Source organism: Acinetobacter sp. YH01006 (genome assembly GCF_013420445.1).
Lineage (GTDB): Bacteria > Pseudomonadota > Gammaproteobacteria > Pseudomonadales > Moraxellaceae > Acinetobacter > Acinetobacter pseudolwoffii.
Genome location: NZ_VOYB01000001.1, coordinates 130,225 through 152,184, shown reverse-complemented (window position 1 = coordinate 152,184; position 21,960 = coordinate 130,225). Strand labels below are relative to the sequence as shown.

The 21,960-nt window shown below is 43.5% G+C and carries 21 protein-coding genes, 3 tRNA genes and 1 other annotated feature; of the genes, 16 read left to right on the top strand and 8 right to left on the bottom strand.

Features of this window, described 5'->3' with window-relative positions; all coding sequences use genetic code 11:
* Positions 1–118: 118 nt before the first annotated feature.
* The 4 genes from FTT73_RS00760 to FTT73_RS00745 all read left to right on the top strand — a co-directional run bounded on the left by FTT73_RS00760 (position 119) and on the right by FTT73_RS00745 (position 2,462).
* Positions 119–1,960, top strand: coding sequence for a long-chain-acyl-CoA synthetase (locus tag FTT73_RS00760; protein WP_100357567.1), 1,842 nt, complete (start codon positions 119–121; stop codon positions 1,958–1,960).
* 196 nt (positions 1,961–2,156) lie between these two features.
* A tRNA-Lys gene (locus FTT73_RS00755) sits at positions 2,157–2,232 on the top strand.
* 20 nt (positions 2,233–2,252) lie between these two features.
* Positions 2,253–2,328 (top strand) — tRNA-Lys (locus FTT73_RS00750).
* Positions 2,329–2,386: 58 nt separating this feature from the next.
* Positions 2,387–2,462 (top strand) — tRNA-Lys (locus FTT73_RS00745).
* 191 nt (positions 2,463–2,653) lie between these two features.
* Here the strand turns inward: FTT73_RS00745 and FTT73_RS00740 are convergent.
* A complete protein-coding gene (locus tag FTT73_RS00740; RefSeq protein WP_005172899.1) occupies positions 2,654–3,346 on the bottom strand; it encodes a hypothetical protein in 693 nt (230 codons plus the stop codon).
* A gap of 243 nt (positions 3,347–3,589) precedes the next feature.
* Here FTT73_RS00740 and FTT73_RS00735 point away from each other — a divergent pair, with 243 nt between their 5' ends.
* The 3 genes from FTT73_RS00735 (at position 3,590) to FTT73_RS00725 (ending at position 6,364) form a co-directional block, all read left to right on the top strand.
* Entirely contained in the window at positions 3,590–3,865 is a 276-nt protein-coding gene (locus FTT73_RS00735; RefSeq protein ID WP_005095409.1) for a PspC domain-containing protein, read from the top strand.
* A gap of 216 nt (positions 3,866–4,081) precedes the next feature.
* Positions 4,082–4,867, top strand: coding sequence for a sulfite exporter TauE/SafE family protein (locus FTT73_RS00730; protein ID WP_180190863.1), 786 nt, complete (start codon positions 4,082–4,084; stop codon positions 4,865–4,867).
* Positions 4,868–4,951: 84 nt separating this feature from the next.
* Positions 4,952–6,364: a DASS family sodium-coupled anion symporter gene (locus FTT73_RS00725; protein ID WP_005172903.1), complete on the top strand. Its 1,413-nt coding sequence runs from the start codon at positions 4,952–4,954 to the stop codon at positions 6,362–6,364.
* A gap of 122 nt (positions 6,365–6,486) precedes the next feature.
* Here FTT73_RS00725 and FTT73_RS00720 read toward each other — a convergent pair whose 3' ends face one another.
* Together FTT73_RS00720 and FTT73_RS00715 are read right to left on the bottom strand one after the other, a co-directional pair.
* Positions 6,487–7,605: an HPP family protein gene (locus tag FTT73_RS00720; RefSeq protein WP_005095404.1), complete on the bottom strand. Its 1,119-nt coding sequence runs from the start codon at positions 7,603–7,605 to the stop codon at positions 6,487–6,489.
* Between the two features lie 232 nt (positions 7,606–7,837).
* The gene (locus FTT73_RS00715) at positions 7,838–8,680 is read right to left on the bottom strand and encodes a transglutaminase family protein (protein WP_005172908.1); all 843 of its coding nucleotides are present in this window, start codon (positions 8,678–8,680) and stop codon (positions 7,838–7,840) included.
* A gap of 313 nt (positions 8,681–8,993) precedes the next feature.
* Here FTT73_RS00715 and glyQ point away from each other — a divergent pair, with 313 nt between their 5' ends.
* From glyQ to FTT73_RS00695, 4 genes are all read left to right on the top strand, one after another.
* A complete protein-coding gene (glyQ, locus tag FTT73_RS00710) occupies positions 8,994–9,977 on the top strand; it encodes a glycine--tRNA ligase subunit alpha (RefSeq protein ID WP_005095400.1) in 984 nt (327 codons plus the stop codon).
* Positions 9,977–12,046: a glycine--tRNA ligase subunit beta gene (gene glyS / locus FTT73_RS00705; protein WP_180190862.1), complete on the top strand. Its 2,070-nt coding sequence runs from the start codon at positions 9,977–9,979 to the stop codon at positions 12,044–12,046. Before glyQ ends, glyS begins: the two co-directional genes overlap by 1 nt.
* A gap of 93 nt (positions 12,047–12,139) precedes the next feature.
* A complete protein-coding gene (locus FTT73_RS00700; RefSeq protein WP_180190861.1) occupies positions 12,140–12,436 on the top strand; it encodes an AAA family ATPase in 297 nt (98 codons plus the stop codon).
* Positions 12,437–12,595: 159 nt separating this feature from the next.
* Complete coding sequence (locus FTT73_RS00695; protein ID WP_373686425.1) at positions 12,596–13,099, top strand: AAA family ATPase; 504 nt, start codon at positions 12,596–12,598, stop codon at positions 13,097–13,099.
* A 1-nt stretch (position 13,100) separates the two neighbouring features.
* On the opposite strand, the gene FTT73_RS00690 is transcribed toward FTT73_RS00695, so the two are convergent.
* A protein-coding gene (locus FTT73_RS00690) for an IS3 family transposase (RefSeq protein WP_180190860.1) occupies positions 13,101–14,320 on the bottom strand; the annotation gives its coding sequence in 2 pieces (ribosomal slippage) (positions 13,101–14,044 and positions 14,044–14,320; 1,221 coding nt in all).
* Positions 13,929–14,045: a sequence feature (AL1L pseudoknot), on the bottom strand. It overlaps the preceding gene by 117 nt.
* 82 nt (positions 14,321–14,402) lie before the next feature.
* Here FTT73_RS00690 and FTT73_RS00685 point away from each other — a divergent pair.
* The 3 genes from FTT73_RS00685 (at position 14,403) to FTT73_RS00675 (ending at position 16,404) form a co-directional block, all read left to right on the top strand.
* Entirely contained in the window at positions 14,403–15,227 is an 825-nt protein-coding gene (locus FTT73_RS00685) for an ATP-dependent endonuclease (protein WP_180190859.1), read from the top strand.
* A gap of 66 nt (positions 15,228–15,293) precedes the next feature.
* Positions 15,294–15,683 (top strand): hypothetical protein, encoded by a 390-nt coding sequence (locus FTT73_RS00680; protein WP_005095392.1) that lies wholly within the window; start codon positions 15,294–15,296, stop codon positions 15,681–15,683.
* 226 nt (positions 15,684–15,909) lie between these two features.
* Complete coding sequence (locus tag FTT73_RS00675; RefSeq protein ID WP_159516195.1) at positions 15,910–16,404, top strand: hypothetical protein; 495 nt, start codon at positions 15,910–15,912, stop codon at positions 16,402–16,404.
* Between the two features lie 69 nt (positions 16,405–16,473).
* On the opposite strand, the gene FTT73_RS00670 is transcribed toward FTT73_RS00675, so the two are convergent.
* The 3 genes from FTT73_RS00670 to FTT73_RS00660 all read right to left on the bottom strand — a co-directional run bounded on the left by FTT73_RS00670 (position 16,474) and on the right by FTT73_RS00660 (position 19,112).
* Positions 16,474–17,427 (bottom strand): 2-hydroxyacid dehydrogenase, encoded by a 954-nt coding sequence (locus FTT73_RS00670; protein WP_180190858.1) that lies wholly within the window; start codon positions 17,425–17,427, stop codon positions 16,474–16,476.
* A gap of 89 nt (positions 17,428–17,516) precedes the next feature.
* On the bottom strand, positions 17,517–17,714 hold the full coding sequence (locus tag FTT73_RS00665) for a hypothetical protein (RefSeq protein WP_005172920.1): 198 nt from the start codon (positions 17,712–17,714) through the stop codon (positions 17,517–17,519).
* A gap of 126 nt (positions 17,715–17,840) precedes the next feature.
* A complete protein-coding gene (locus FTT73_RS00660; RefSeq protein ID WP_180085897.1) occupies positions 17,841–19,112 on the bottom strand; it encodes a hypothetical protein in 1,272 nt (423 codons plus the stop codon).
* Positions 19,113–19,225: 113 nt separating this feature from the next.
* Here FTT73_RS00660 and FTT73_RS00655 point away from each other — a divergent pair, with 113 nt between their 5' ends.
* Together FTT73_RS00655 and FTT73_RS00650 are read left to right on the top strand one after the other, a co-directional pair.
* On the top strand, positions 19,226–20,002 hold the full coding sequence (locus tag FTT73_RS00655) for a class I SAM-dependent methyltransferase (RefSeq protein ID WP_100355485.1): 777 nt from the start codon (positions 19,226–19,228) through the stop codon (positions 20,000–20,002).
* 15 nt (positions 20,003–20,017) lie between these two features.
* Positions 20,018–20,599, top strand: a complete 582-nt coding sequence (locus FTT73_RS00650; RefSeq protein WP_005095379.1) for a hypothetical protein — start codon at positions 20,018–20,020, stop codon at positions 20,597–20,599.
* Between the two features lie 157 nt (positions 20,600–20,756).
* Here FTT73_RS00650 and FTT73_RS00645 read toward each other — a convergent pair whose 3' ends face one another.
* Positions 20,757–21,956: a TIGR03862 family flavoprotein gene (locus FTT73_RS00645; protein ID WP_005095377.1), complete on the bottom strand. Its 1,200-nt coding sequence runs from the start codon at positions 21,954–21,956 to the stop codon at positions 20,757–20,759.
* Between the last annotated feature and the right edge of the window lie 4 nt (positions 21,957–21,960).

Below are 21,960 nucleotides of genomic sequence, written 5' to 3'. Positions count from 1 at the left end.
TTTGCTAGATTTGGTCAAAATAGGTAGATTGCACTAGCTTTTTAACGTTAAAAGATGGATAGCTTGTCTACTGTATATAAATTAAACCTATCGGATACGAAAAACAAATAGGATTCTCATGACCCAAATGAAACCGCACGATCTTATTGGTATTGCAGATGTCGCTGCCAAAATCCCGGCCTTCTTAATCAAAGTGCCTAATTTGCTGACTGGGCTAAGACAGGCTTATTTACGTACTCCGAATACACCGGCCGGTCTGGGTCTGGCTTTTGAAAAAGCTTCACAGCGTAATCCGGAAGGTATCGCTTTGCGTTTCGAAGATCAAAGCTATAGTTATACCGCTCTTAATGCCTGGGCCAACCAGATTGCACATTTTTATCTTTCCTTGGGTGCCAAAAAAGGTGATGTCGTGGCGCTGATGGTCGAGAACCGCCCTGAACTGATTGCCAGCGTGCTCGGTCTGGCCAAACTCGGTGTCACCACGGCACTGGTCAATACCTCGCAGGTGGGTAAGGTGCTGACCCACAGTATCAACCTGGTCAAACCAATTGCGGTGATTGTCGGTGAAGAGTGCCGGAACGCGGTCAACGAGATTCGTGATGACCTCAATATTAGCAGTGATCGCCTGCATTGGTTTGCCGATCAAAATACTCAAGCCGATCCAGGTCAGGCGCCTGCGGGCTTTATCAATCTGGCTGAAAAAATCGATCTCTCCCCGAAATTCAATCCACCGACCACCCATTCGGTGCAAGGCAAAGATGGGCTGTTCTACATTTATACGTCGGGCACCACCGGCCTGCCTAAGGCAGTCATCTTTACCAACGGGCGCTGGACGCTGGCTTATGGCACCTATGGCCATGTGCTAAACCTGAAGAAAAATGATGTGATGTACTGCACCCTGCCGCTTTATCATGCCACAGGCATGGTGGTGTGCTGGTGTGGTGTGATTGCAGGTGCAGGAACGCTTGCGATTCGACGTAAATTCTCGACCTCCTCCTTCTGGAAAGATGTAAAGAAATTTGATGCATCTGCAATTGGCTATGTCGGTGAGTTGTGCCGCTATCTGATGGATGCCCCTCCCTCTGAACTGGAAAAAGACCATCGGGTCACCCGAATGATTGGAAATGGCATGCGCCCGAATATCTGGGACAAGTTCAAATCCCGTTTTGGGATTCAGGAAGTGCTGGAATTGTATGCGTCTAGTGAAGGCAATGTCGGTTTTAGCAATATTTTCAATTTTGATAATACCGTCGGTTTCTCCCCGACACCCTATGCCATTATTGCCTTTGATAAAGATAAAAATGAACCGGTTCGGGATAACAAGGGTCACTGCAAACGGGTGAAAAAAGGTGAAACAGGTTTACTGATTGGTAAAATTACCCGCCGCTCACCCTTTGATGGTTATACCGACTCGGAAAAAAACAAGTCCGTGATCATGCAGGATGTATTTGGCAAAGGTGATGCTTATTTCAATACGGGCGATCTGGTACGTAATATCGGCTTTCGTCATGCCCAGTTTGTCGACCGCTTAGGTGATACTTTCCGCTGGAAAGGTGAAAATGTCTCGACCACCGAAGTCGAAAATATGCTCACCGAGTATGACAAAATTGTTGAAGCCGTGGTCTATGGCGTTGAAATTCCAAATACCAATGGTCGTGCCGGGATGGCAGCGCTGACCTTAAAACCAGATATGCAACTGGATCAAGAAGACCTGCAACAGATGGTCAGCATCTTTAAGCAATGCTTGCCTGCTTATGCCGTTCCGGTGTTTTTACGTATCCAGCAGCAAGTCGAAACGACAGGCACCTTTAAATACCAGAAAAACAGATTGAAAGAGCAAGCATTCGATCCGAATAAAACCGATGAACGCCTGTTGGTTCTATTACCAGGTGCAACGGCCTATTCTGAGCTCACAGCAGAGATTTTTGCCAACATTCAGGCCTACCAATATCGCTTCTAAGTACTGAAGTTGCCTATTTTTTGTTTAGATAAAGCACAATTGTTCTATTTATAATCAAACATGGGCAACTTTGTTATTTTTTGCTTGCGCTGAAATGAGATCTTGCTACAATACGCTCCATCAAACAAAGTGGTGCTTTAAGCTATTTAGCTTGACTTGCACTATACATTCAAAACCTAGTTTGAATGCCGGTTCAGGGCCGTTAGCTCAGTTGGTAGAGCAGTGGACTTTTAATCCATTGGTCCCGCGTTCGAGTCGCGGACGGCCCACCATTTCTTTGATATCCCTTGATGGGCCGTTAGCTCAGTTGGTAGAGCAGTGGACTTTTAATCCATTGGTCCCGCGTTCGAGTCGCGGACGGCCCACCATCATTCTAAAACATCAGTTTTAGAAATCTCAATCAAATTCATTTTGATTACCCAGAATGGGCCGTTAGCTCAGTTGGTAGAGCAGTGGACTTTTAATCCATTGGTCCCGCGTTCGAGTCGCGGACGGCCCACCATTCTTTGCTTAGAATGTTTTCTGAAACATCCCTTACACTATTTTGATTTGCTTTCTATCAGCTGCTATTATATGTTCACGCTTGGATTTTAGGCTGATTTGTCTTCAAAACTTGTTTTGATTTTTAAACAGTTATAAATAGTTTTCTTTAATCTAATTCTAAAAAAAAGAGCAGCGCCGTTTCTTATCGCATTATTTTCTAATATCAAATGTGGTGTCTTTTACCAGCTCATAAGCTTTAGAGGGTGCAGGATAGCCGCGATCAAATAATTCACGATTGATTCTTTCCTTTTCACTATAGATTTTGTCCAGATTCATCACCAGATGGTTCGAATCCTTAATCGTATAATAAAAGCTCGCCCCTTCTTTACGACTCACCACCACCTCGGTACGCTCCGGATTGATAAACCAACGGTCTTTGCGATAGGTGATATTGCTGGCAGTGCTACTTTTGGCATTATCAATAAACACTTTGCCATACTGCAAAATGCTGCGATGCACCGTACCATCCGGCATTAAGGTCAAAATAAATTCTGCCTTACCCTCATTGCAGGGCGCAAAGTTACCATCACAGTCAATCTCGGTATAATAGCGGCCGATAAAATCTTTGGCATAATCTGGTACGACGGCTAGATTTGACTCGGTTTCTGCCCGAAGGGTAGCTTGCCCTGCTACCTGAGTTAAAGATTTTGCACTCACCGGCACGACATCAGGCTGTGCATTCGCAGCGGAAATTTTCACCCCCTCCTGTCCTGATTCTGCCTGAAGCTCCTGCTCAGGCTTGACTTGATGGCGATCACAAGCCTGTAGTATGCCCATCCCCCCCAACATTAGGCCGAATTTAAAAAAACTGCTTAATGTACAACTTGATACATCCAATTTCATTTTAAAGCATACCTAAATTAGGAAACACAGCACGTACAGAGCACATTGCAAGCCAATGAACTTTACACAAGAGTTCAATAGAATTTTCACTATGTTAGTGGCTCTTAGAGCTGGATTTAATCTTTATTAACATTACTTAACGAATTTATTTGCAATCAGCACTTTAAAAATTTTGATCCAACTCCATTTTTGAAGTATGGATCTGTTTTAGGATTCAACCCTATTTTTAATCAGGAGATTTTAATGGCCAATGTTGGTTTATATCGCTCTAACCGCTCAAACATGATTGCAGGTGTGATGGGTGGTATTGCTGAACGTTTTGGTTGGAACGCAAATTTATTACGCCTTATCTTTGTGGTGATTTCGGTCATGAGTGCTGCATTTCCGGGTATTCTGGTCTATCTGGTTCTGTGGTTAATCATGCCAAAAAAGCAGTACAGCATTGAACAGGACAAGGTTCAGCAAGTTCAGGGCTATCAAAATCCTGTGCGCACCGTCAATCAGGATAAACGCTATTAATCTGCATCCTAATTTATAGCAAGATGTATTGAAGTGCTTCCTCCTTCACCCAGTCTAATGGGGTGAGATTTTGATGCCACGATAATTCCCCTAGATTATCGTGGCTTTTTTTTGCCTATATTTTTGTTATTTCTATGCTGTATGACAGCTTTTTACTTTATCTTTTAGCTCAATTAGCGATAAATTCAATATTCCAATGTTTGAAATGGATGTCAGATGACTCAGGCAGAATGGATGATGCTCTGGCTCTGTGCCGTAGCAGCCCTGCTGCATGGTTTAAGCGGATTCGGCTTTCCCATGATGAGTACAGCCGTTCTGTCCAGTGAATATCCGCTGAGTATGGCAGTGACGCTTGTGATTCTGCCCTGCCTGCTGCTTAACCTGATTATGCTCAATGCCGATCCACAGCATGGCCTGTTCAGCAGTATGGGCTATTATCTCAAACGTTATTGGCCCTTAATCCTGAGTAGCCTGCTGGGAAGCATGCTCGGAGTTCAGTTATTATTCTGGTTGAATGAAGGGATTCTAAAATTATTGCTGGGTCTGGTGATGGTGTTCTATGTACTCGACCAGCTAAGAACACGGCCGCTGCAAGTCAGTTCTCATGTTTCCAGTATGCTGTATTTTGGTTTGCTGGCCGGCATCATTGGAGGCGCCACCAATGCCATGGCACCTTTTCTGATGATGTATCTGATGAGCTGCCAGCTGTCTAAAACCGACATCGTCATTATCAGCAATCTCAATTTTATTGCCAGTAAACTGATTCAGCTGGTTTGGCTCTTTCCCCTTCTGATTGCATTTGAAGTCCCCCAACAGCATATTCTGATCGGGATAAGCTTATTTGCACTTGCTGGTGTCTGGATTGGAGGAAAAATACGCCACCGTTTATCTCAGCAGCATTTTAAACGTATGGTACTTGGCCTGCTTTTACTTCTTGGCCTCTATGCACTTTGGCAAAGTGCTGCATTAATACAACAGTCGAACTACAGCATTTTCAAGTAGGATGTTTTTCAAACACACCAAACAATCAAATATTTAAAATCCATCTAAAAATATGACTTAAATAAAAACTTGCAAGGAGTGCACATGACTCAGACCAATCTAGCCACCCCAACCAATGCGATGCCTAAAGGGCTGCTCAAAGGCTGGATCCTTATTGTTGTTGCAGCTATTGTGGCCTATAGCCTCTATCTTTATCTGCCCTATGACCAGAATGCCAATAAGGGTCTGGCTCTGCTGGCTTTTATCGGTATTCTCTGGCTGACTGAAGCGATTCATATCACCATTACCGCACTTTTAGTTCCAGTGATGGCGGTGTTACTCGCCATGCCAATGGCCTCTGACGGGGGACTGGTTCCCATCACCACACAAGCCGCTTTGGCCACTTTTGCCGATCCGGTCATTTTCCTGTTTTTTGGTGGTTTTGCGCTGGCAACGGCATTGCATATCCAGAAGCTGGACCGGAAAATTGCCATGTGGATTATCTCCATGTCTGGTGGGCATTTGGGTATTTCTGTACTGGCGATTTTTGTGGTGACGGCGCTGCTATCCATGTGGATTTCCAATACGGCCACTGCTGCCATGATGCTGCCTTTGGCCTTAGGCTTGCTTTCACATCTGGATGTCAGCAAGGATCGTAAAACTTTTGTCTTTATCCTGCTCGGCATTGCCTATTCGGCCAGTATTGGCGGGCTGGGCACCATGGTCGGTTCCCCTCCGAATGCCATTGCCGCCAAGGCACTCGGCTATGATTTTGCCGACTGGATGAAAATCGGCTTGCCGATGATGTTCATTATTCTCCCCGCCATGCTAGTCAGTTTATATCTGGTACTACGTCCAAAACTAAATCACAAAGTACAATTTGTGACCGAAGATATTCCCTGGACCGGCACCCGTATAGCCACCATGATCCTCTTTCTCTGTACTGCAATTGCCTGGATTTTCAGTAAAAAATTCACCGAAATTTTTGGTATTTCTCAGCCGGATACCTGGATTGCAATTTCGGCTGCCTGTATGGTGGTAATTCTAGGTACCGCAAGCTGGAAACAGATTGCAGAAAATACCGACTGGGGGGTCTTGTACCTATTTGGTGGTGGTCTGACCTTGAGTGCCATTCTGAAGGATTCAGGCAGTTCGCTGGTACTGGGGCAAACTCTGGCCAATGCCTTTGGTGATGCCTCCCCGCTGATGATTATTTTTGTAGTCGCCACTTTTATTATCTTCCTGACTGAATTTACCAGTAATACCGCTTCGGCTGCCCTGCTGGTACCAGTATTTGCCGCAATTGCGGATCAGATGGGCATGCCCAAAGAAATTCTGGTGATTGTCATTGGTATTGGTGCCTCATGTGCCTTTATGCTGCCGGTAGCTACCCCGCCCAATGCGATTGTTTTTGGAACCGGTCATATCCAGCAAAGCGAAATGATGAAAGTCGGTTTTGTACTGAATATTATGTGTATCTTTATTATTTCACTGTTTATTTACTGGTTCTTCCTCTAAACCAAGTCCAATAAAAAAGCACGTTTTGGCGTGCTTTTTTATTGGCAAGTATCGCTGCTTTTTAAGCAAAATCCTTGCTCAAAGCAGATGCATTAAACTCAGATAATTTCTCTAAAATCATCTTATTCAGTTCTGCTTTTGATCTTAAGTTGATTGAGTTCCTGATTCAGTGCAGCAATGATATCGGCACGACTGATAATTCCCACCAGCTGTTGTTGACTGACCACCGGAATATAATTAAAAGAACGTTCAACAAAATAAGGCACCAGATCCTGAATCGGCTGGGTCGGCTGCACCGTGACGACTTTTAAGCTCATAATATGCCTGACCTGATCTTCCCAACTGCTGCGAATATCCGAAGCACGCTTAAACCATTCCACCACGTCATACATGGCCAAAGTGCCGACCAGTTTTTCTTCTGCATTGACCACGGGCAGGCTCATCAGGTTCATCTGTTTAAACTTGTCCAGCGCATGATGAATATTGTCATTTTCATGCAGCGTGACCACATCTTTGGTCATAATATCCTGACAAGTAAATTCATGCACCGCCCGCGCATTGGCAATATCCTGTGCTTCCAGAATAATCTTTTGCAGGTCATATTCACTGATATCCAGCAATTCTGTTTGCTGGTCTAGCACGTCCTGAATATCCTGCGGCTGAATGGTAACTTTCTGGGTCGGGGTTGGATCTTTAGAACGGGTATTCAGTTGCGCCTGCTGCGGATAGCTCTTGCCAATCATGCGGTTAAATACAATGGCGATGATCATCAGCAGCAGTGAATTTAAGAGCACCGGATAAAACACAAAGGCATAGCCCAGATCATGTACCGCATTTCCGCCCAAGACCGCAGTAATCGCGACCGCACCACTCGGGGGATGCAAGGAATCTGTGGTCATCATCAGCATAATCGACAGAGCGACGGCGACACTAAAAGCTTCAGTCGGATTGGCCATGAATAATGCGCAGGTTACGCCGACCACAGCCGCAATGGTATTCCCCACCATAATATTCCAGGGCTGTGCCAGAGGACTGGCCGGCACTGCAAACAGCAACACCGAAGACGCTCCCATCGGTGCAATATACCAGGCCTTAAAATCACCCAGAATCCACAAACTCAGCAATGAGGATACGGCCAAGCCGATCAGGGCACCGATGCCGCATAACAGACGGTCTTTGAGCGGAAGGACTTTGAAGTTTGGTTTTAAGGTATTGAGCCAGTCTAGATTTGAGTGAAACACAGTCTACCTGATTTACTTTTTATCGATTTTCCGCATTATAGAACCAAGCAGCCTTAAAGGTATATTTGTTTTATATCTTTTAATGCTGCAGGTATGCCTACTTTTTAGAAAAAAATGTCGGCATGATTGCTCATCATCAAAATGGTTTTGAAGGGCTGAGGCTTTATACTTCATGCATATTCCAACAACATCGTGACTTACAATGAAGCTGATAAAACTGTTTAAAATCATGTTATTTTGCAGTAATTTCAGTGGGCTTTGATAGCGGATTTTCATCTGATTCAGAGCGAATAATCGGCTCGATTTTAATCAGCTCGACCTCACCATAGAAGGTCGAAAATGCCACATCTCCGGCATCGATGCCAGTGCCAATCCGAATTAAATTTTCTACAGGCGCCAAACGGGTCGGATCAAACAGTACCCACCCACCCTCTAAATAAGCTTCAAAAATGGCGTGAAAATCGGGTAAAAACTTTTCGATTTCGACATAACCGACCACCATGCGTGCTGGAATGCCTAAAGCACGACACAGCGCAATACCTAAATGAGCAAAGTCACGACAGACGCCCGCCCGATGGATGAGCACATCTGTTGCAGTACTAAACTGATCCGTGCTGCCAGAAACATAAAATATATTGTTATAAATCCATTGTTCAATCGCTTTGACCCGCGCATAACCCGGCGTCATCCAGCCAAAGGACCGATTGGCCATTTCTGCAAATAAATCCGAATTACAGTAACGGCTGGCCAGCAAATAAGGCAGCACCGCATCAGGCAAATCCGGAATCAGCACTTCATTCAGATTATGCTGCGCATCTGCATTGATCACCGGATGACGTTCAACTGTCGCGTTATAATGCACTTCAAAGACATCACAAGGTTGGACATGCAGACGTATATAACGATTTTGATGATTTAAATCCTGGAATTCACGCCATACGACAGGCATATTAAATGTCAGTTGTTGTTCAAGAATAGTTTGATCGGAATGATGTGCCGCCTGAATCAGAAAAACAAATTCTGTGGTCTGGACAACCTTATATTTTAAATGACATTGAATTTGATAAGTGGTCATGAATTTCCTTATTTTTAAGCATTATTATATTGTGTGAATATTAAACCAATTTTAGGATGCTAATCGTATAAGATCAGTTGAGCTTTATAATGCTCCGGTTAATCGGATGCCATATATCTGATTTATTCTTGATTTTTAAGTTAGCCTCAATCGGCCAGTAAAGCTGAAATCACGACAGATGCATAGATGACTCTTCTTGTTTAAAGGTATTCTGGATTTTTTCAAAAAAGGTTCCACACATTAACCCTTTGCCACTCCCCTGCAAAGTCCTTATAATTGAGCACAATTTTTCTCTAATTTTAAGTGGATGACCATGAGTCGCGCCATATCGCATATTGATACCTTCCAAGGCTTAATTCTTGCCTTACAAACTTACTGGGCGGAGCAAGGCTGTGTAATTTTACAGCCTTACGACATGGAAATGGGCGCAGGAACATTCCATACAGCGACTTTCCTTCGTGCTTTAGGGCCTGAAACCTGGAACGCAGCCTACGTTCAGCCGTCACGTCGTCCGAAAGATGGCCGTTATGGCGAAAACCCGAACCGTCTGCAACATTATTACCAATTCCAGGTGGTACTGAAGCCAAACCCGGACAACATCCAACAGCTCTACCTTGACTCGCTTAAAGCGATTGGGATCGATCCACTGGTACACGATATTCGTTTTGTCGAAGACAACTGGGAATCGCCAACCCTCGGCGCTTGGGGTCTAGGCTGGGAAGTCTGGCTCAACGGTATGGAAGTGACGCAGTTTACTTATTTCCAGCAAGTGGGCGGTGTTGAATGCTACCCAGTGACAGGCGAAATCACCTACGGTCTTGAGCGTCTTGCCATGTACTTGCAAGGTGTAGACTCGGTTTACGATTTAGTTTGGACCAAAGGTCAGTTCGGTACGGTTACTTATGGCGATGTGTTCCATCAAAATGAAGTTGAGCAGTCAACTTATAACTTTGAATATGCAAACGTTGAAAAAATGTTTGAGTTGTTCGATTTCTACGAAGCTGAAGCAACACGTTTAATCGAAGCTGAACTGCCATTGCCTGCTTATGAGCAAGTGATTAAAGCCTCACACTGCTTTAACTTATTAGATGCACGTGGTGCGATTTCGGTGACTGAACGTCAACGTTATATTTTACGTGTGCGTACTTTGGCACGTGCCATTGCAAACAGCTATGTGGCAGCGCGTGCGAAATTGGGCTTCCCGATGGCTGAACCTGAGCTTCGTGATGAAGTGTTAGCGCAGTTAAAAGCACAAGTTGAAGCGGAAGCAAAAGTTGAATCTAAGGAGAGCAAATAATGTCTAAACATACCGTTTTGTTCGAATTAGGCTGTGAAGAACTTCCACCGAAAAGCTTAAAAAAATTACGTGATGCATTGCGAGCAGAAACCGTAAAAGGCTTAAAAGATGCTGGTCTTGCTTTTGATTCTATCGAAGCCTATGCAGCACCACGTCGTTTGGCATTAAAAATTAAAAATGTTGACGGCGCGCAAGCTGACACGCAAAAACGTTTCGACGGCCCTGCAAAGCAAGCAGCCTTTGATGCGGAAGGCAACCCGACTAAAGCGCTTGAAGGCTTTATGCGTGGTCAAGGCATCACGGTTGATCAAGTATCGACTTTCCAAGCCGGTAAAGTTGAAAAAGTGTGCTACTTGAAAGACGTGAAAGGTCAAAGCCTAGACGCTTTACTCCCGCAAATTTTACAAAATGCCTTGGACAACCTGCCAATTGCAAAACGCATGCGTTCTGCGGCGAGCCGTACTGAATTTGTACGTCCGGTAAAATGGGTGGTATTGCTGAAAGACAACGATATTGTTGATGCAACCATTCAGGATCACAAAGCAGCTAACGTGACTTATGGTCATCGTTTCCACGCACCTGAAGCGATTACTTTAACGCATGCTGACGAATACTTAGCAAAATTAAAAGCAGCGCACGTTGTAGCTTCTTTTGAAGAACGTCAAGCCATTATCGACCAACAAGTGAAAGCGTTGGCTGATGAAGTCAATGCCATTGCAATTGTACCAAGTGACCTTCGTGACGAAGTAACAGCATTGGTTGAATGGCCTGTTGCGCTTCGTGCCAGCTTTGAAGAACGCTTCCTTGCTGTTCCGCAAGAAGCATTAATTACCACCATGCAGGACAACCAAAAGTACTTCTGTTTAGTGAATGCTGACAATAAACTGCAACCGTACTTCATTACAGTGTCGAACATTGAGTCGAAAGACCCGACACAAATTATTGAAGGTAACGAGAAAGTGGTTCGTCCACGTTTGTCGGATGCTGAATTCTTCTTCCTGCAAGACCAAAAACAACCGCTTGCTTCTCGTAAAGAGAAATTGGCGAACATGGTGTTCCAAGCAGAATTGGGCACGCTTTGGAACAAGTCTGAACGTATTGCAAAATTGGCTGTTGCTTTAGCGCCTATTACGGGTGCAAATGCTCAAGACGCTGAAAAAGCAGCGCTTCTTGCAAAATGTGACTTAACCTCTGAACTTGTGGGTGAGTTCCCTGAACTTCAAGGGATCGCTGGGACATACTACGCACGTCTTGAAGGCGAAAATGATGAAGTTGCTGAGTCTTTAGGTGAGCAGTATTTACCTAAATTCGCGGGTGACGTTTTACCGAAAACTAAAACAGGTACAACCATTGCCCTTGCCGACCGTTTAGACACGCTCACAGGTATTTTCGGTATTGGTCAAGCACCTACAGGTTCTAAAGACCCATTTGCACTACGTCGTTCTGCAATTGGCATCTTGCGTCTTGTGACTGAAAACGAGCTTGATGTATCCATTGAAGATCTGATCAAACTTGCACTTGCTGCCTATGGCGATGTATTGAAAGATCACGAGAAGACTTTAAACGATGCTGTTGCATTCCTTGAAGGTCGTTACCGTGCCAAATACGAAGATCAAGGCGTTGCAGTTGATGTGATTCAAGCTGTTCAAGCACTTTCACCAAAATCCCCTCTTGATTTTGACAAGCGTGTAAATGCAGTAAATCACTTCCGTGCCTTGCCTGAAGCTGCTGCCCTTGCTGCTGCCAACAAGCGTGTTGCCAATATTCTTGCAAAAGAAGCTGCACCTGAAGGTGAAATTGTTGAAGCAAACCTGGTTGAAGATGCTGAAAAAGCATTGTTCGCTGAACTTGCAAAAATCACGCCTCAAGTTGAGCCGTTATTTGCTGCCAAAGACTACACTGCTGCCTTGTCTGCTTTAGCTGCACTTCGTGCGCCAGTCGATGCGTTCTTTGACGGTGTAATGGTGATGGCTGATGATGCTGCGCTTAAGTCAAACCGTTTGTTGATGCTTGCTCAACTTCGTGACTTGTTCACAAAAGTGGCTGATATTTCGGTGTTGCAGCACTAAGCCTTAATTGCTTGAAGTTTAAACAAAACCCCGCTATAAGTTAGTGGGGTTTTTTAATTCTATTTAAATAATAAAAAATTAATGGGGAAAACAATGAGCGTAATAATTAAAGAACTAGAAATAAAGAATTTTAGATCATGTAAAAATACTAAGATTATTTTGAATAATTTTTCAGCTTTAATTGGTTACAATAATGCTGGGAAATCCAATATTATTTTAGCTATTAAATTTTTATTGGAAGCTACTAATGCTCGTTCCTTTAATTACTCTAATAATGCGAATGATGCAACTCAACCAATTATAGTCTCAGCCTTACTAACCAATTTAACAGAAGATAATTTGCAGCTTCTTGATGACGACCATGCTGAAAGATTAAGACCATATATCTAAAATCAAAATTTAAGAATTCAACGTATTTCTCAACTCGATACACAAGGTCGGCAGAAAATTTTAATCAAGCTATTTGATGGAAATACTTGGAATTTAAATCCTGCAGGTATTGATCAAGCGATTATAAAATTATTCCCAACCTTCATTCATATCGGTGCTATGACAGATGCCAATGAGGATTCTACAAAGAATAAAAGCGGAACAGCTATTGCTAAACTTTTAAGTTTGATTTCAGAAACAATACAGCAAAATTATCATGAAGATTTCACCAATAGTTTATCTAGAGTATCAGAACTATTAGCTTTTGATAGCCCGAATCGAATTACTGATTTATCAACTGTAGATTCAGGCATCAATCAAATTCTTAATAATTTTTTCCCAGATATCAGCGTTAAACTTCATTTTCCAACACCTACAATTGAAGATATTTTTAAAAATGGCACATTAAAAGTATTTGAAAATGAGGATACTGAAAGAGATTTTTCAAATTTTGGTCATGGAACTCAACGATCTATACAAATGGCTCTCATTCGCTATCTTGCATCTATTCAACAAGAGAACCCCAATTTAAGAAGATCAAATACGATCTTTTGTATAGACGAACCGGAGTTATATCTACACCCTATGAACCGTACCGGGTTTGTCGGAGACTTTTTTATTTAAGTTAGGCCACCTGACCTAACGGGTTAATCTTATCATAGTACATTGCTTCAAACTCAAAAGGCGATACATAACCCAGTGCACTGTGTACACGCTTTTTATTGAACCAATCTACCCAGTTTAGTGTCGCAAGTTGTACATCTGCTAAACCTTGCCAATCTGCTTTTAAATATTCAATCACCTCTGTTTTGTATAAGCCATTCACCGTTTCAGCCAGAGCATTATCGTATGAATCACCAGTTGTACCGACTGATGCTCGTAAATTTGCAGCTTCTAAACGATTGGTATAGCGAATAGAAAGATATTGAACACCTCTATCGGAATGATGAATCACATTCTTTGGCATGCCTCGATCGTGCAATGCTTGCTCCAATGCATCGAGCACCATATCTGTATTCATCCGTGTAGATACTTTCCATCCAACAATTGCTCGTGAGAACACATCAATAACAAATGCGGTATATACCCAGCCTGAATGAGTTTGAATATAGGTAAAGTCACCCACCCATAGTTGGTTTGGATGATCAGCATTAAAATTACGTTTCACTAAATCATCTGCCCGTTTTTGGTCATCTCGGTTACGGGTGGTTTGTTTATTCTTACCACGCCAAACACCTTGTATACCTAGCTTTTGCATCAATCGAGCAACTGTACAACGTGCAATAACATAACCCTCACGTTTTAATTTTTGCCAGACTTTACGTACACCATATCGACCTGAACTTTCCTTCCAAATTCGTTTAATTTGTTCAGCATGATGCTCATCATGTAGATCTCGTTTCGCTCGATGTTCTGGATTGTCAGCGAGATCTAAAGTTCGGTAATAGGTTGAAGCTGCGATCGGTAAAAACCTACAAATCGCATCAACACCATATCGATCTTTATTGTTATGGATAAAATCCACCATTATTTGTATGGGCGGTCGAGCTCCGCCTGGGCGAAAAAAGCGGCTGCTTTACGTAGAATTTCATTGGCACGCTTTAATTCTTTAATTTCACGTTCCATTTGCTTCATTTTTTCTTGATCAGATATCTGTTGTACTTTAATAGGATTTTGCTGATCTAAATGCTTTTGATGCCAGGCACGAAGTGTTTCAGGAGTACAACCGATCTTAGGCGCAATTGCTGTGATTGCAGCCCAAGTAGAAGGATAATCTTTTTCAGATTCAATCAATAATTGAACCGCTCTTTCTCTGATTTCAGGGGTATATTTTAATTTTGTCATCGGGATAGTCTCTCAGAATATTGACTCTCCGACAAACCCGGTACGGTTCACTACTACAATAGAATTAGTTCGTGATGCATTCATGACTTTGGCTCAAGCAGGCTTCCAAGTAGTATTCTCTACTCACTCTGCAAGCCTTCTATCAGCACAACATGCTATGAATGCTGTTCAAATTTTCAAGACTAGTGAATTAGGAACTCAAGCTAGACAACCTATTTCAACAATTATCTCCGAACTATATGAACAGCACTATTCTCAATTGGATGAAACATTCAAATTAAACAATGCTTCACAGATTTTCTTTTGTGATGAAGTTTTACTCGTAGAAGGTAAAACTGAATTACGTGTACTACCTAGCATTTACTCTAAGATAAATGCTAGTCCATTTCATTTAAGAAAACTTGCTTTAGTGGCAGTACAAGGAAAACAAAATCTAATACTTATGCAAAGAGTAATTGAAGCCCTTGGCATTCCAACTCGAATTATTGCAGATTTAGATTTTGTAGGTAATTGTGCACAGTGGAATTTAATAGATGAATCAAGCCAAGAATGTTTTGATAAATTTAGAAAATTTATTTTTGAAAATAGAGAACATCCTAACCTAGAATTATCCGTAGAACAGACTGCTAACTTACAGGCTTTATCTACAATAAAAGCAAAAAAGTATACTTTTATTGCTTCATTACCTCATGCTGCTCAGTTAATACAAGATGTTCATAATGCACTTAAAGAGAAAAGAATCTATATTTGGAAAAAAGGTGATATTGAATCGATCTATGGATTTAACTCTAAAAAAGAACAGGAATGGCAGCAATTCAATTCTGCTTTAATTAATCCAGAATGCTCAATTTCAGAACTAGTTGCAGACTATGAACACTTAAGAGAATCTATTGAATGGATAAACTAAAATAATAGGATTTTTCATTTAGATTCCCTATACTCAACCTAACAACACTCAACAAGAAAGAATCATATGAAATTTAAAGCTCTTATTTTGACGGGTCTTGCGAGTATCGCAGTTACAGCTTGTACATCTGCACCAAAAATCCCGCAGCTTGAAGTTGGCGTCTTACAGGAAGTACAAAACCTCGAAGTATCTCCAGAAACTACCAACAACAAGGCAAAACTGACCAAGTTCCTCGACAAATGCGTGATTGAATTTACCGGTGATCTTGGCAATAACCGTGTCGTTGAACAATGGTCATTTAAAGGCCTTACCCTGATGGATGCAGGTTCAGCAACTTTCCAGCGCGACGGCACCAGCACTGCACAAAAGTTTGATCTACATGCCAAAAATGTACAAAAAAACTTTATTTCACTCCGCCATCACTTTGCCAAAGATGCATTAACTCAATGTGACTAAGCATCCTGCCCTGTTTTTATTCAGAAAATGGGGCAATTCTTTATCTAAAATAAATAAAAACCGGTTTCATATCTCACCGCGCCGTCTTTCATTACAAAAAAGCTAAATTGTACTTCTTGGAAGTGCTCGCGAATCCATCAGATCTTCATTGTTTTCGTGAAATTATCCGCTACACTCAAAATCAAACAAAAGATCGCTATTTGACTACTTCGAGGTCGATCACATTATGATGATGAAAAAATCTATTATTCTCGGCACTGCATTTTTAATCTGCATTCCGGTATTGACACAAGCTGCAACCGAATCAGAAGCACAAACCAGCAAACCTATTGCGCCATATGGCACCAATCCAAATCTTTTGCATGTCTTTGCCTATAAAGCTCAGGAAGGCGTCATCAATACCGCAGAAAAAGTCGGTGAAGTGACTGAAAAAGGCATTGCCAAAGTCAAACCAGGTGTAGATCGTGCTTGGGGAAATACCAAGGCAGCGGCTTCAGAAACCGCACAAAAAGTCGATCAGGGAGCTACGCAAGCAGCCCAACAAACCAATCAGAAAATCCAGAAAACCAAAGAAGTGTGGCGCGCCAACCCTCAACAAGCAGCACCGATTGTGCAACAGCCTTTGAGTGAATCCTCTGCGCCTCAGCAAACCACAACACCGCAGATGCAGCCTCAATCCGGTTCCGGCACTGCCACCAGTTATGCAGTGACTGATTTATAAGAAAAGCCCGTCATGGGCTTTTTATTTATCTTTCAGCAAAAAATATTCACTTCAAGAGAAGGATTAAAATCAATTCACCTGTCGAATTGGCTGGCCATTTTTAAAAGCCTCAACATTTTCGACCATCTGATTCACAATGCGCTGCCGTGCATCAACACTGCCCCATGCATTATGCGGCGTCACAATCAGGTTTGGAATTGTTGCATCAAGTAAGATATTGCCTTCTTTGGGTGGCTCAACCGTTAAAACATCAGTCGCTGCACCGGCAATCTGACCTTCACGCAGCGCCTGCGCCAAGGCTGCTTCATCGACAATTCCGCCACGCGCACAGTTAATTAAAAATGCGCTTGGCTTCATGGCTTCGAGTTCAGCATGACTGATCAAATGTCGGGTGTCTTCAGTGAGTGGACAATGCAAACTGAGAAAATCAACTTGAGCAAGCAACTCGGCAAATGCTACACGGGATGCATCTGCTGGACGGTTTGGCAGCGCAGCAATGAGAACTTTCATGCCAAAAGCTTCAGCCAGTTTCGCCACCGCATGGCCCAGTTCACCATAACCGACAATGCCCAGTGTTTTTCCGGACAGCTCGACAATTGGCGCATCCAGCAAACAAAACTGGCTGGCTTTTTGCCACTGGCCTTGTTGTAACGCACGTTGATAAGACAGAAATGAAGTGGCCAGATTGAGCATTAACATTAAGGTATGTTGTGCAACCGCAGACGTTCCATAGGCCTGACAGTTACAGACCACAATGCCGTGTGTTTTGGCTGCTGCCAGATCGACATTATTGCTGCCGGTCGCAGAAATCAGGATCAGTTTCAGTTCAGGACAGTGCTGAATGGTCGCAGCATCAATCAGCACTTTATTGCTAATAATGACTTCAACCTCGGCCACACGGGAAGCAATCTCGGCAGCCGAAGTCGTTGGATACAACACAAGCGGATCAAAGGCTGCATGCAGTGCCTGAAAGTCCAAATCCTGTTGGTCTAGAGAAGCATAGTCTAAATAAACGGCTTTCATGGCTGTTCCCTCAATCCTGTTGAACCATTGATCTTTATCATTTAAAACAAGTCATTGAGGCTTTTCAAGCAGTTTCCGCTCTGCCAATCTTAATCTAGCGGTTTATCGAGATGATTGCGCAATGAACGCCGGATTTTATAGATCACATACACCGCCAGAATGATCATGAAAATAATCGATGCACTCATCATAATCACGGCTGGATGTACACTTTCTGCATGTGCCAGATTGGGCAGCGCTAAACCGACCATGAAACAGACTTGTATCATCTGGGCAGATTGCATCATATAGAGACCCCCTGGTTCGTTTCAACTATCGGGAGCAGTACGGGTGGATATTATTTGTACCGCCTATCTCTATATTATGCCTAGCCAATCACATGTCAAGTAATTGTTTTTTATTAAAAAATAAAGCTAGTTTATCTCATTGTGCGTCACAAACTGCGTATTTTTGTCACTTTCATCGATAAAGGCCGCAGCGCCATACTCATTGGTACTTAAATTCAAGTGCTTATAGCTGAACATATAATAATCGCTATAACGTTTCATGAGAATCGGGTGCATGCCCAGACTGAGTTCATCCTGCTCCTTGATCAGTTTCATGACATGCCGGTCATTCATCACCACCAGATAACGCTCATCATTCAAGCTGATGCTCAATAGGCCATTGCCTTTGGCATAAATCGGAATCAGGAATTTATGGTTCAGGGCAATCGCGCCTTCTGCATAACTTTCGATTTTATGACTGATGACATTAAATACCAGACCATGTCCATATTGATCCAGAAGCAACTGACGATTTTCCTGCGGCAAATTGACATGAATGCCGAGCTTGAGCAGGTCATGCTGATCGACCTGTTTATTTCGCAATAATTCTCTTAAGATCACCTGTTTCTGGCTGGCATCAAAAAACTGATTATCCAGTTGCAGATCATTATTTTTCAGGATACGCCCCAAGGCCATACGATGGCGTGGCAAAACATTTTCAATGACTTTGCGATAATAGAACTTGCTGTTTTTCTTGACCCGACGCATTTTCTGGTAAAAATAACTCGGTTCGTAATCATGTACCAAAAAGTCATACAGCAATTCGGAACTGGCCAGAACGGCAATGGCATCATGTCCGGTAAATGGCAAATGCAGCACATGATGCTGCGGAATCAGGGCCTGTAATTTCAGATAATGCGCACGGTCTTCGGCACAATACGGATCATAAACAATAATATATTCGCACGTGCTATCGATATCTTCGGCTTCAACCCGCATTCCTGCATTCAGCTCTGGTTGATAGAACATATTGTAGCGGGCATCGTGTACATCATCCGGATTGATCGAATATTGCGGCACCATCGCCACCACGCGCTGCACGCCTAAGGCGCGGGAATACTTGATCGCGGCATAGCCACCCATCGAGCCGCCATAGGCAACCCGCTGCTGAAACGGCGCAATCAGTTCAGCCACTGCCTCTAACATGTTCCACATGGAACCTTGCGGGAACCAGGATTTGTGCTTGGGCATAATACCCAGAACATTGAATTCAAATTTCTGTAGCGACTTTTCTGCATTGATGTTGAGGCCCTTGGCACGGGTAATCAAATCGCCAAATGAAAAAATCAATTCTGAAGATGACCCCGGCATAAAAATCGCGCGTATATGCTCATCTTCAAAAACAATCTGCTTGTCCATAACTTTCCCGTGCTGGTAAATCGAACCCTTCCACAACAATTCAATCAATGAATGCTGTCAAAAAAGTGAATATGCTATTTTATATCGATCAAAAAGATTAAAAAGCGCAAAATATGACACAATCATTACATCCGGCAGCAAAACGGGGTTTTAGTGCATCTGCCGAGCTGTATCAGCAAGTGCGTCCCGATTATCCGGCAGAGATCAGTCAGTGGCTGGCCGATACTTTGACTTTGCCTGTCGATGCGCGTCTTTTGGATTTGGGCAGTGGGACCGGCAAGTTTATTCCTTATTTACGCCCGCTCAGTAAAAACATCATCGCTGTCGATCCGGTTGCGGAAATGCTGGCACAATTAAAACTGGCCCATCCGGACATTGAGGCTGTTGAAGGCCTGAGCCATCAACTCCCCTTGCCTGATCATAGCCTGAATGCGGTATTTTGTGCACAGTCATTTCACTGGTTTGCGAATGCAGAGACCTTACAGGAACTCAACCGAGTCCTAAAACCCGATGCTTATCTGGTTCTGGTCTGGAATCAGCGGGATACCCGGGTAGACTGGGTTCAGGCACTGGCAGATTGTATCGCCCCATTAGAAGGTGATACCCCGCGTTATCATAGTGGAGCGTGGCGCAAGGTGTTTGAACAACAAACCCTGTTTCAGCCGTATGCAGAAACCAGCATGACCCGGCAACACCATGGCAGTGTGGAGCAGGTGGTATCAAAACGGCTACTCTCGACCAGCTTTATTGCAGCCATGCCGGCATCCCGGCAAGCACAGCTCAAACAACAGTTTGAACAGATTATCTGGGACTATACAGCCAAAGGTATAGAGGAAATGATTGATTTTCCTTATATTACCCATATATACGTATTTAAAAAAACTAATTAAAAACAGGAGTCAATCATGCATAAAATATCAGGAATGACACGCACTGCCCTGTTTGCAGCAGTCATGCTGCTCATGGCATGTGACCAGAAAACATCGGAAAGTACCGAACCGGCTGCAGACAGCACGGCTTCAGATCAGGTGATGCAGGAACTGAAAACCGAGCCGCTGAAAGACTTTCCCAAAACCACTGAGGATCCACATGATATTGCAGTACTGACCGATTATGAGCAACGTTTTCAGGAAATGAGTGCGGAGCTGGAAAAAGAATTAAACAGCATGCGTGATGAAGATAGCTTGAGTCCGGAGTTTATTCAGCAACGCCAGCGCGATCATGTACAGTCAGCCCTGAATATGCTGAAGGATTTAGAACTGAAAACCGAACAGGGCCGTTATATTCAGGGCATGATGTATCAATATTGGCAACATCAGGACAAATTGGTAAATAGTCCTGAGACTCAAACCAAAACAGTGAATGAGGCCAGTGAAAGTGTCAAAGGTTTAGGGAAATATCTGCATGCGCAAGAGCAACTAGAACGCTGGCGTTCGCAATATCCGGATCTGAATGCCAACACAGCACCTGCCCGCCCAGCCAGTTAATTCCATGGAGCTCATTGCTTGCACCCAGCTTGACTAAAATACACAGCGAATATCTAAGCTCAATGGGTGCATACAGGCACCTTGAATAAGCATGATACTGTCCAGGCTTGGTCTGCATTTCAGAATAAGGGCTTTTTCTCCCTCAGCATAAAATGACTTAGCTGGCCTTTAGGAACTGATGCACCCCTTGACCTGCCGCCCGGCCTGTAGCAAAACAGGCTGTCAGCAGATAACCTCCAGTCGGTGCATCCCAGTCCAGCATTTCCCCACAAAGAAATACATACGGATTGGATTTAAGTTGCAGCTGTTCCGACAGCACTTCACGCTTGACGCCACCTGCACAGCTAATCGCTTCTTCAATCGGACGAAAGCCTGTAAGTGGAATGGTCAAATGTTTTATCTGCTTGGCTAATTCAGCAGCATCTTGCCACCAAGTCTTGGCCACCAGTTCACGCACTAAAGCCGCTTTGGCACCATCCAATCCGGCTTTACGCCAAACATTGCTTAAAGACTGCTTCTTAGTCGGCTGTAATTTTTTCGCCAATTGCCCCACACTTTTGTCAGGAAATAAATCCAGACTCAGTTGCACTTGCTGACCTTGTTTTAGCTGTTCGCGTAAACCTCTTCCCTGCTTATAAATCAAACCACTTTCAAGCCCATAATGACTGATCACAATGTCACCCGTGGTTTTTTCACCTTGCCCGACCCAGGCTTCTACACGCTTTAAAGGCTGACCAAAGATAGGTTGCATAAATGTGGACCACGGATATTCCACCCCGGCATTACTGGCCTGAAAAACTTCAATTTCATCGGGTTTTAACCAGGCTTGCCATGCGCCGTCACTGCCCAGTTCTGACCAGGATATTGCGCCACAGGCCAAAATAATTGCATCAAATTTCTCAGTGCGAAGTTCATTATTTTTTAGATCGTGCAGCTCAAGCTGTTGCTGATGCAGTCGGCTGACTTTATGCCGGTAATGAAACTGGATGCCATGACTGGCCAAGCGCTTGAGCCAGGCACGCAGCAAGGGAGCAGCTTTCATCTCTGTAGGAAATACCCGGCCGGATGAACCAATATAAGGCTCAATGCCTAGTTCCTGCATCCAGTTTTGAATCCAGACAGCATCCCACTGTTTGACCCATGGCGACAACCAGTCCACCTGATCATAACGCTGCACAAATTGCTCAACCGGTTCTGCATGAGAGATATTCAGGCCGGTTTTGCCTGCCATCAAAAATTTACGTGCAGCAGACGGTTTTTGCTCATAGACGTGCAGCTCATAATCAAACTGACTAAGGACTTCTGCGGCCATTAACCCGGCAGGACCAGCGCCAACAATGGCAATACGTTTGCTCATCTGA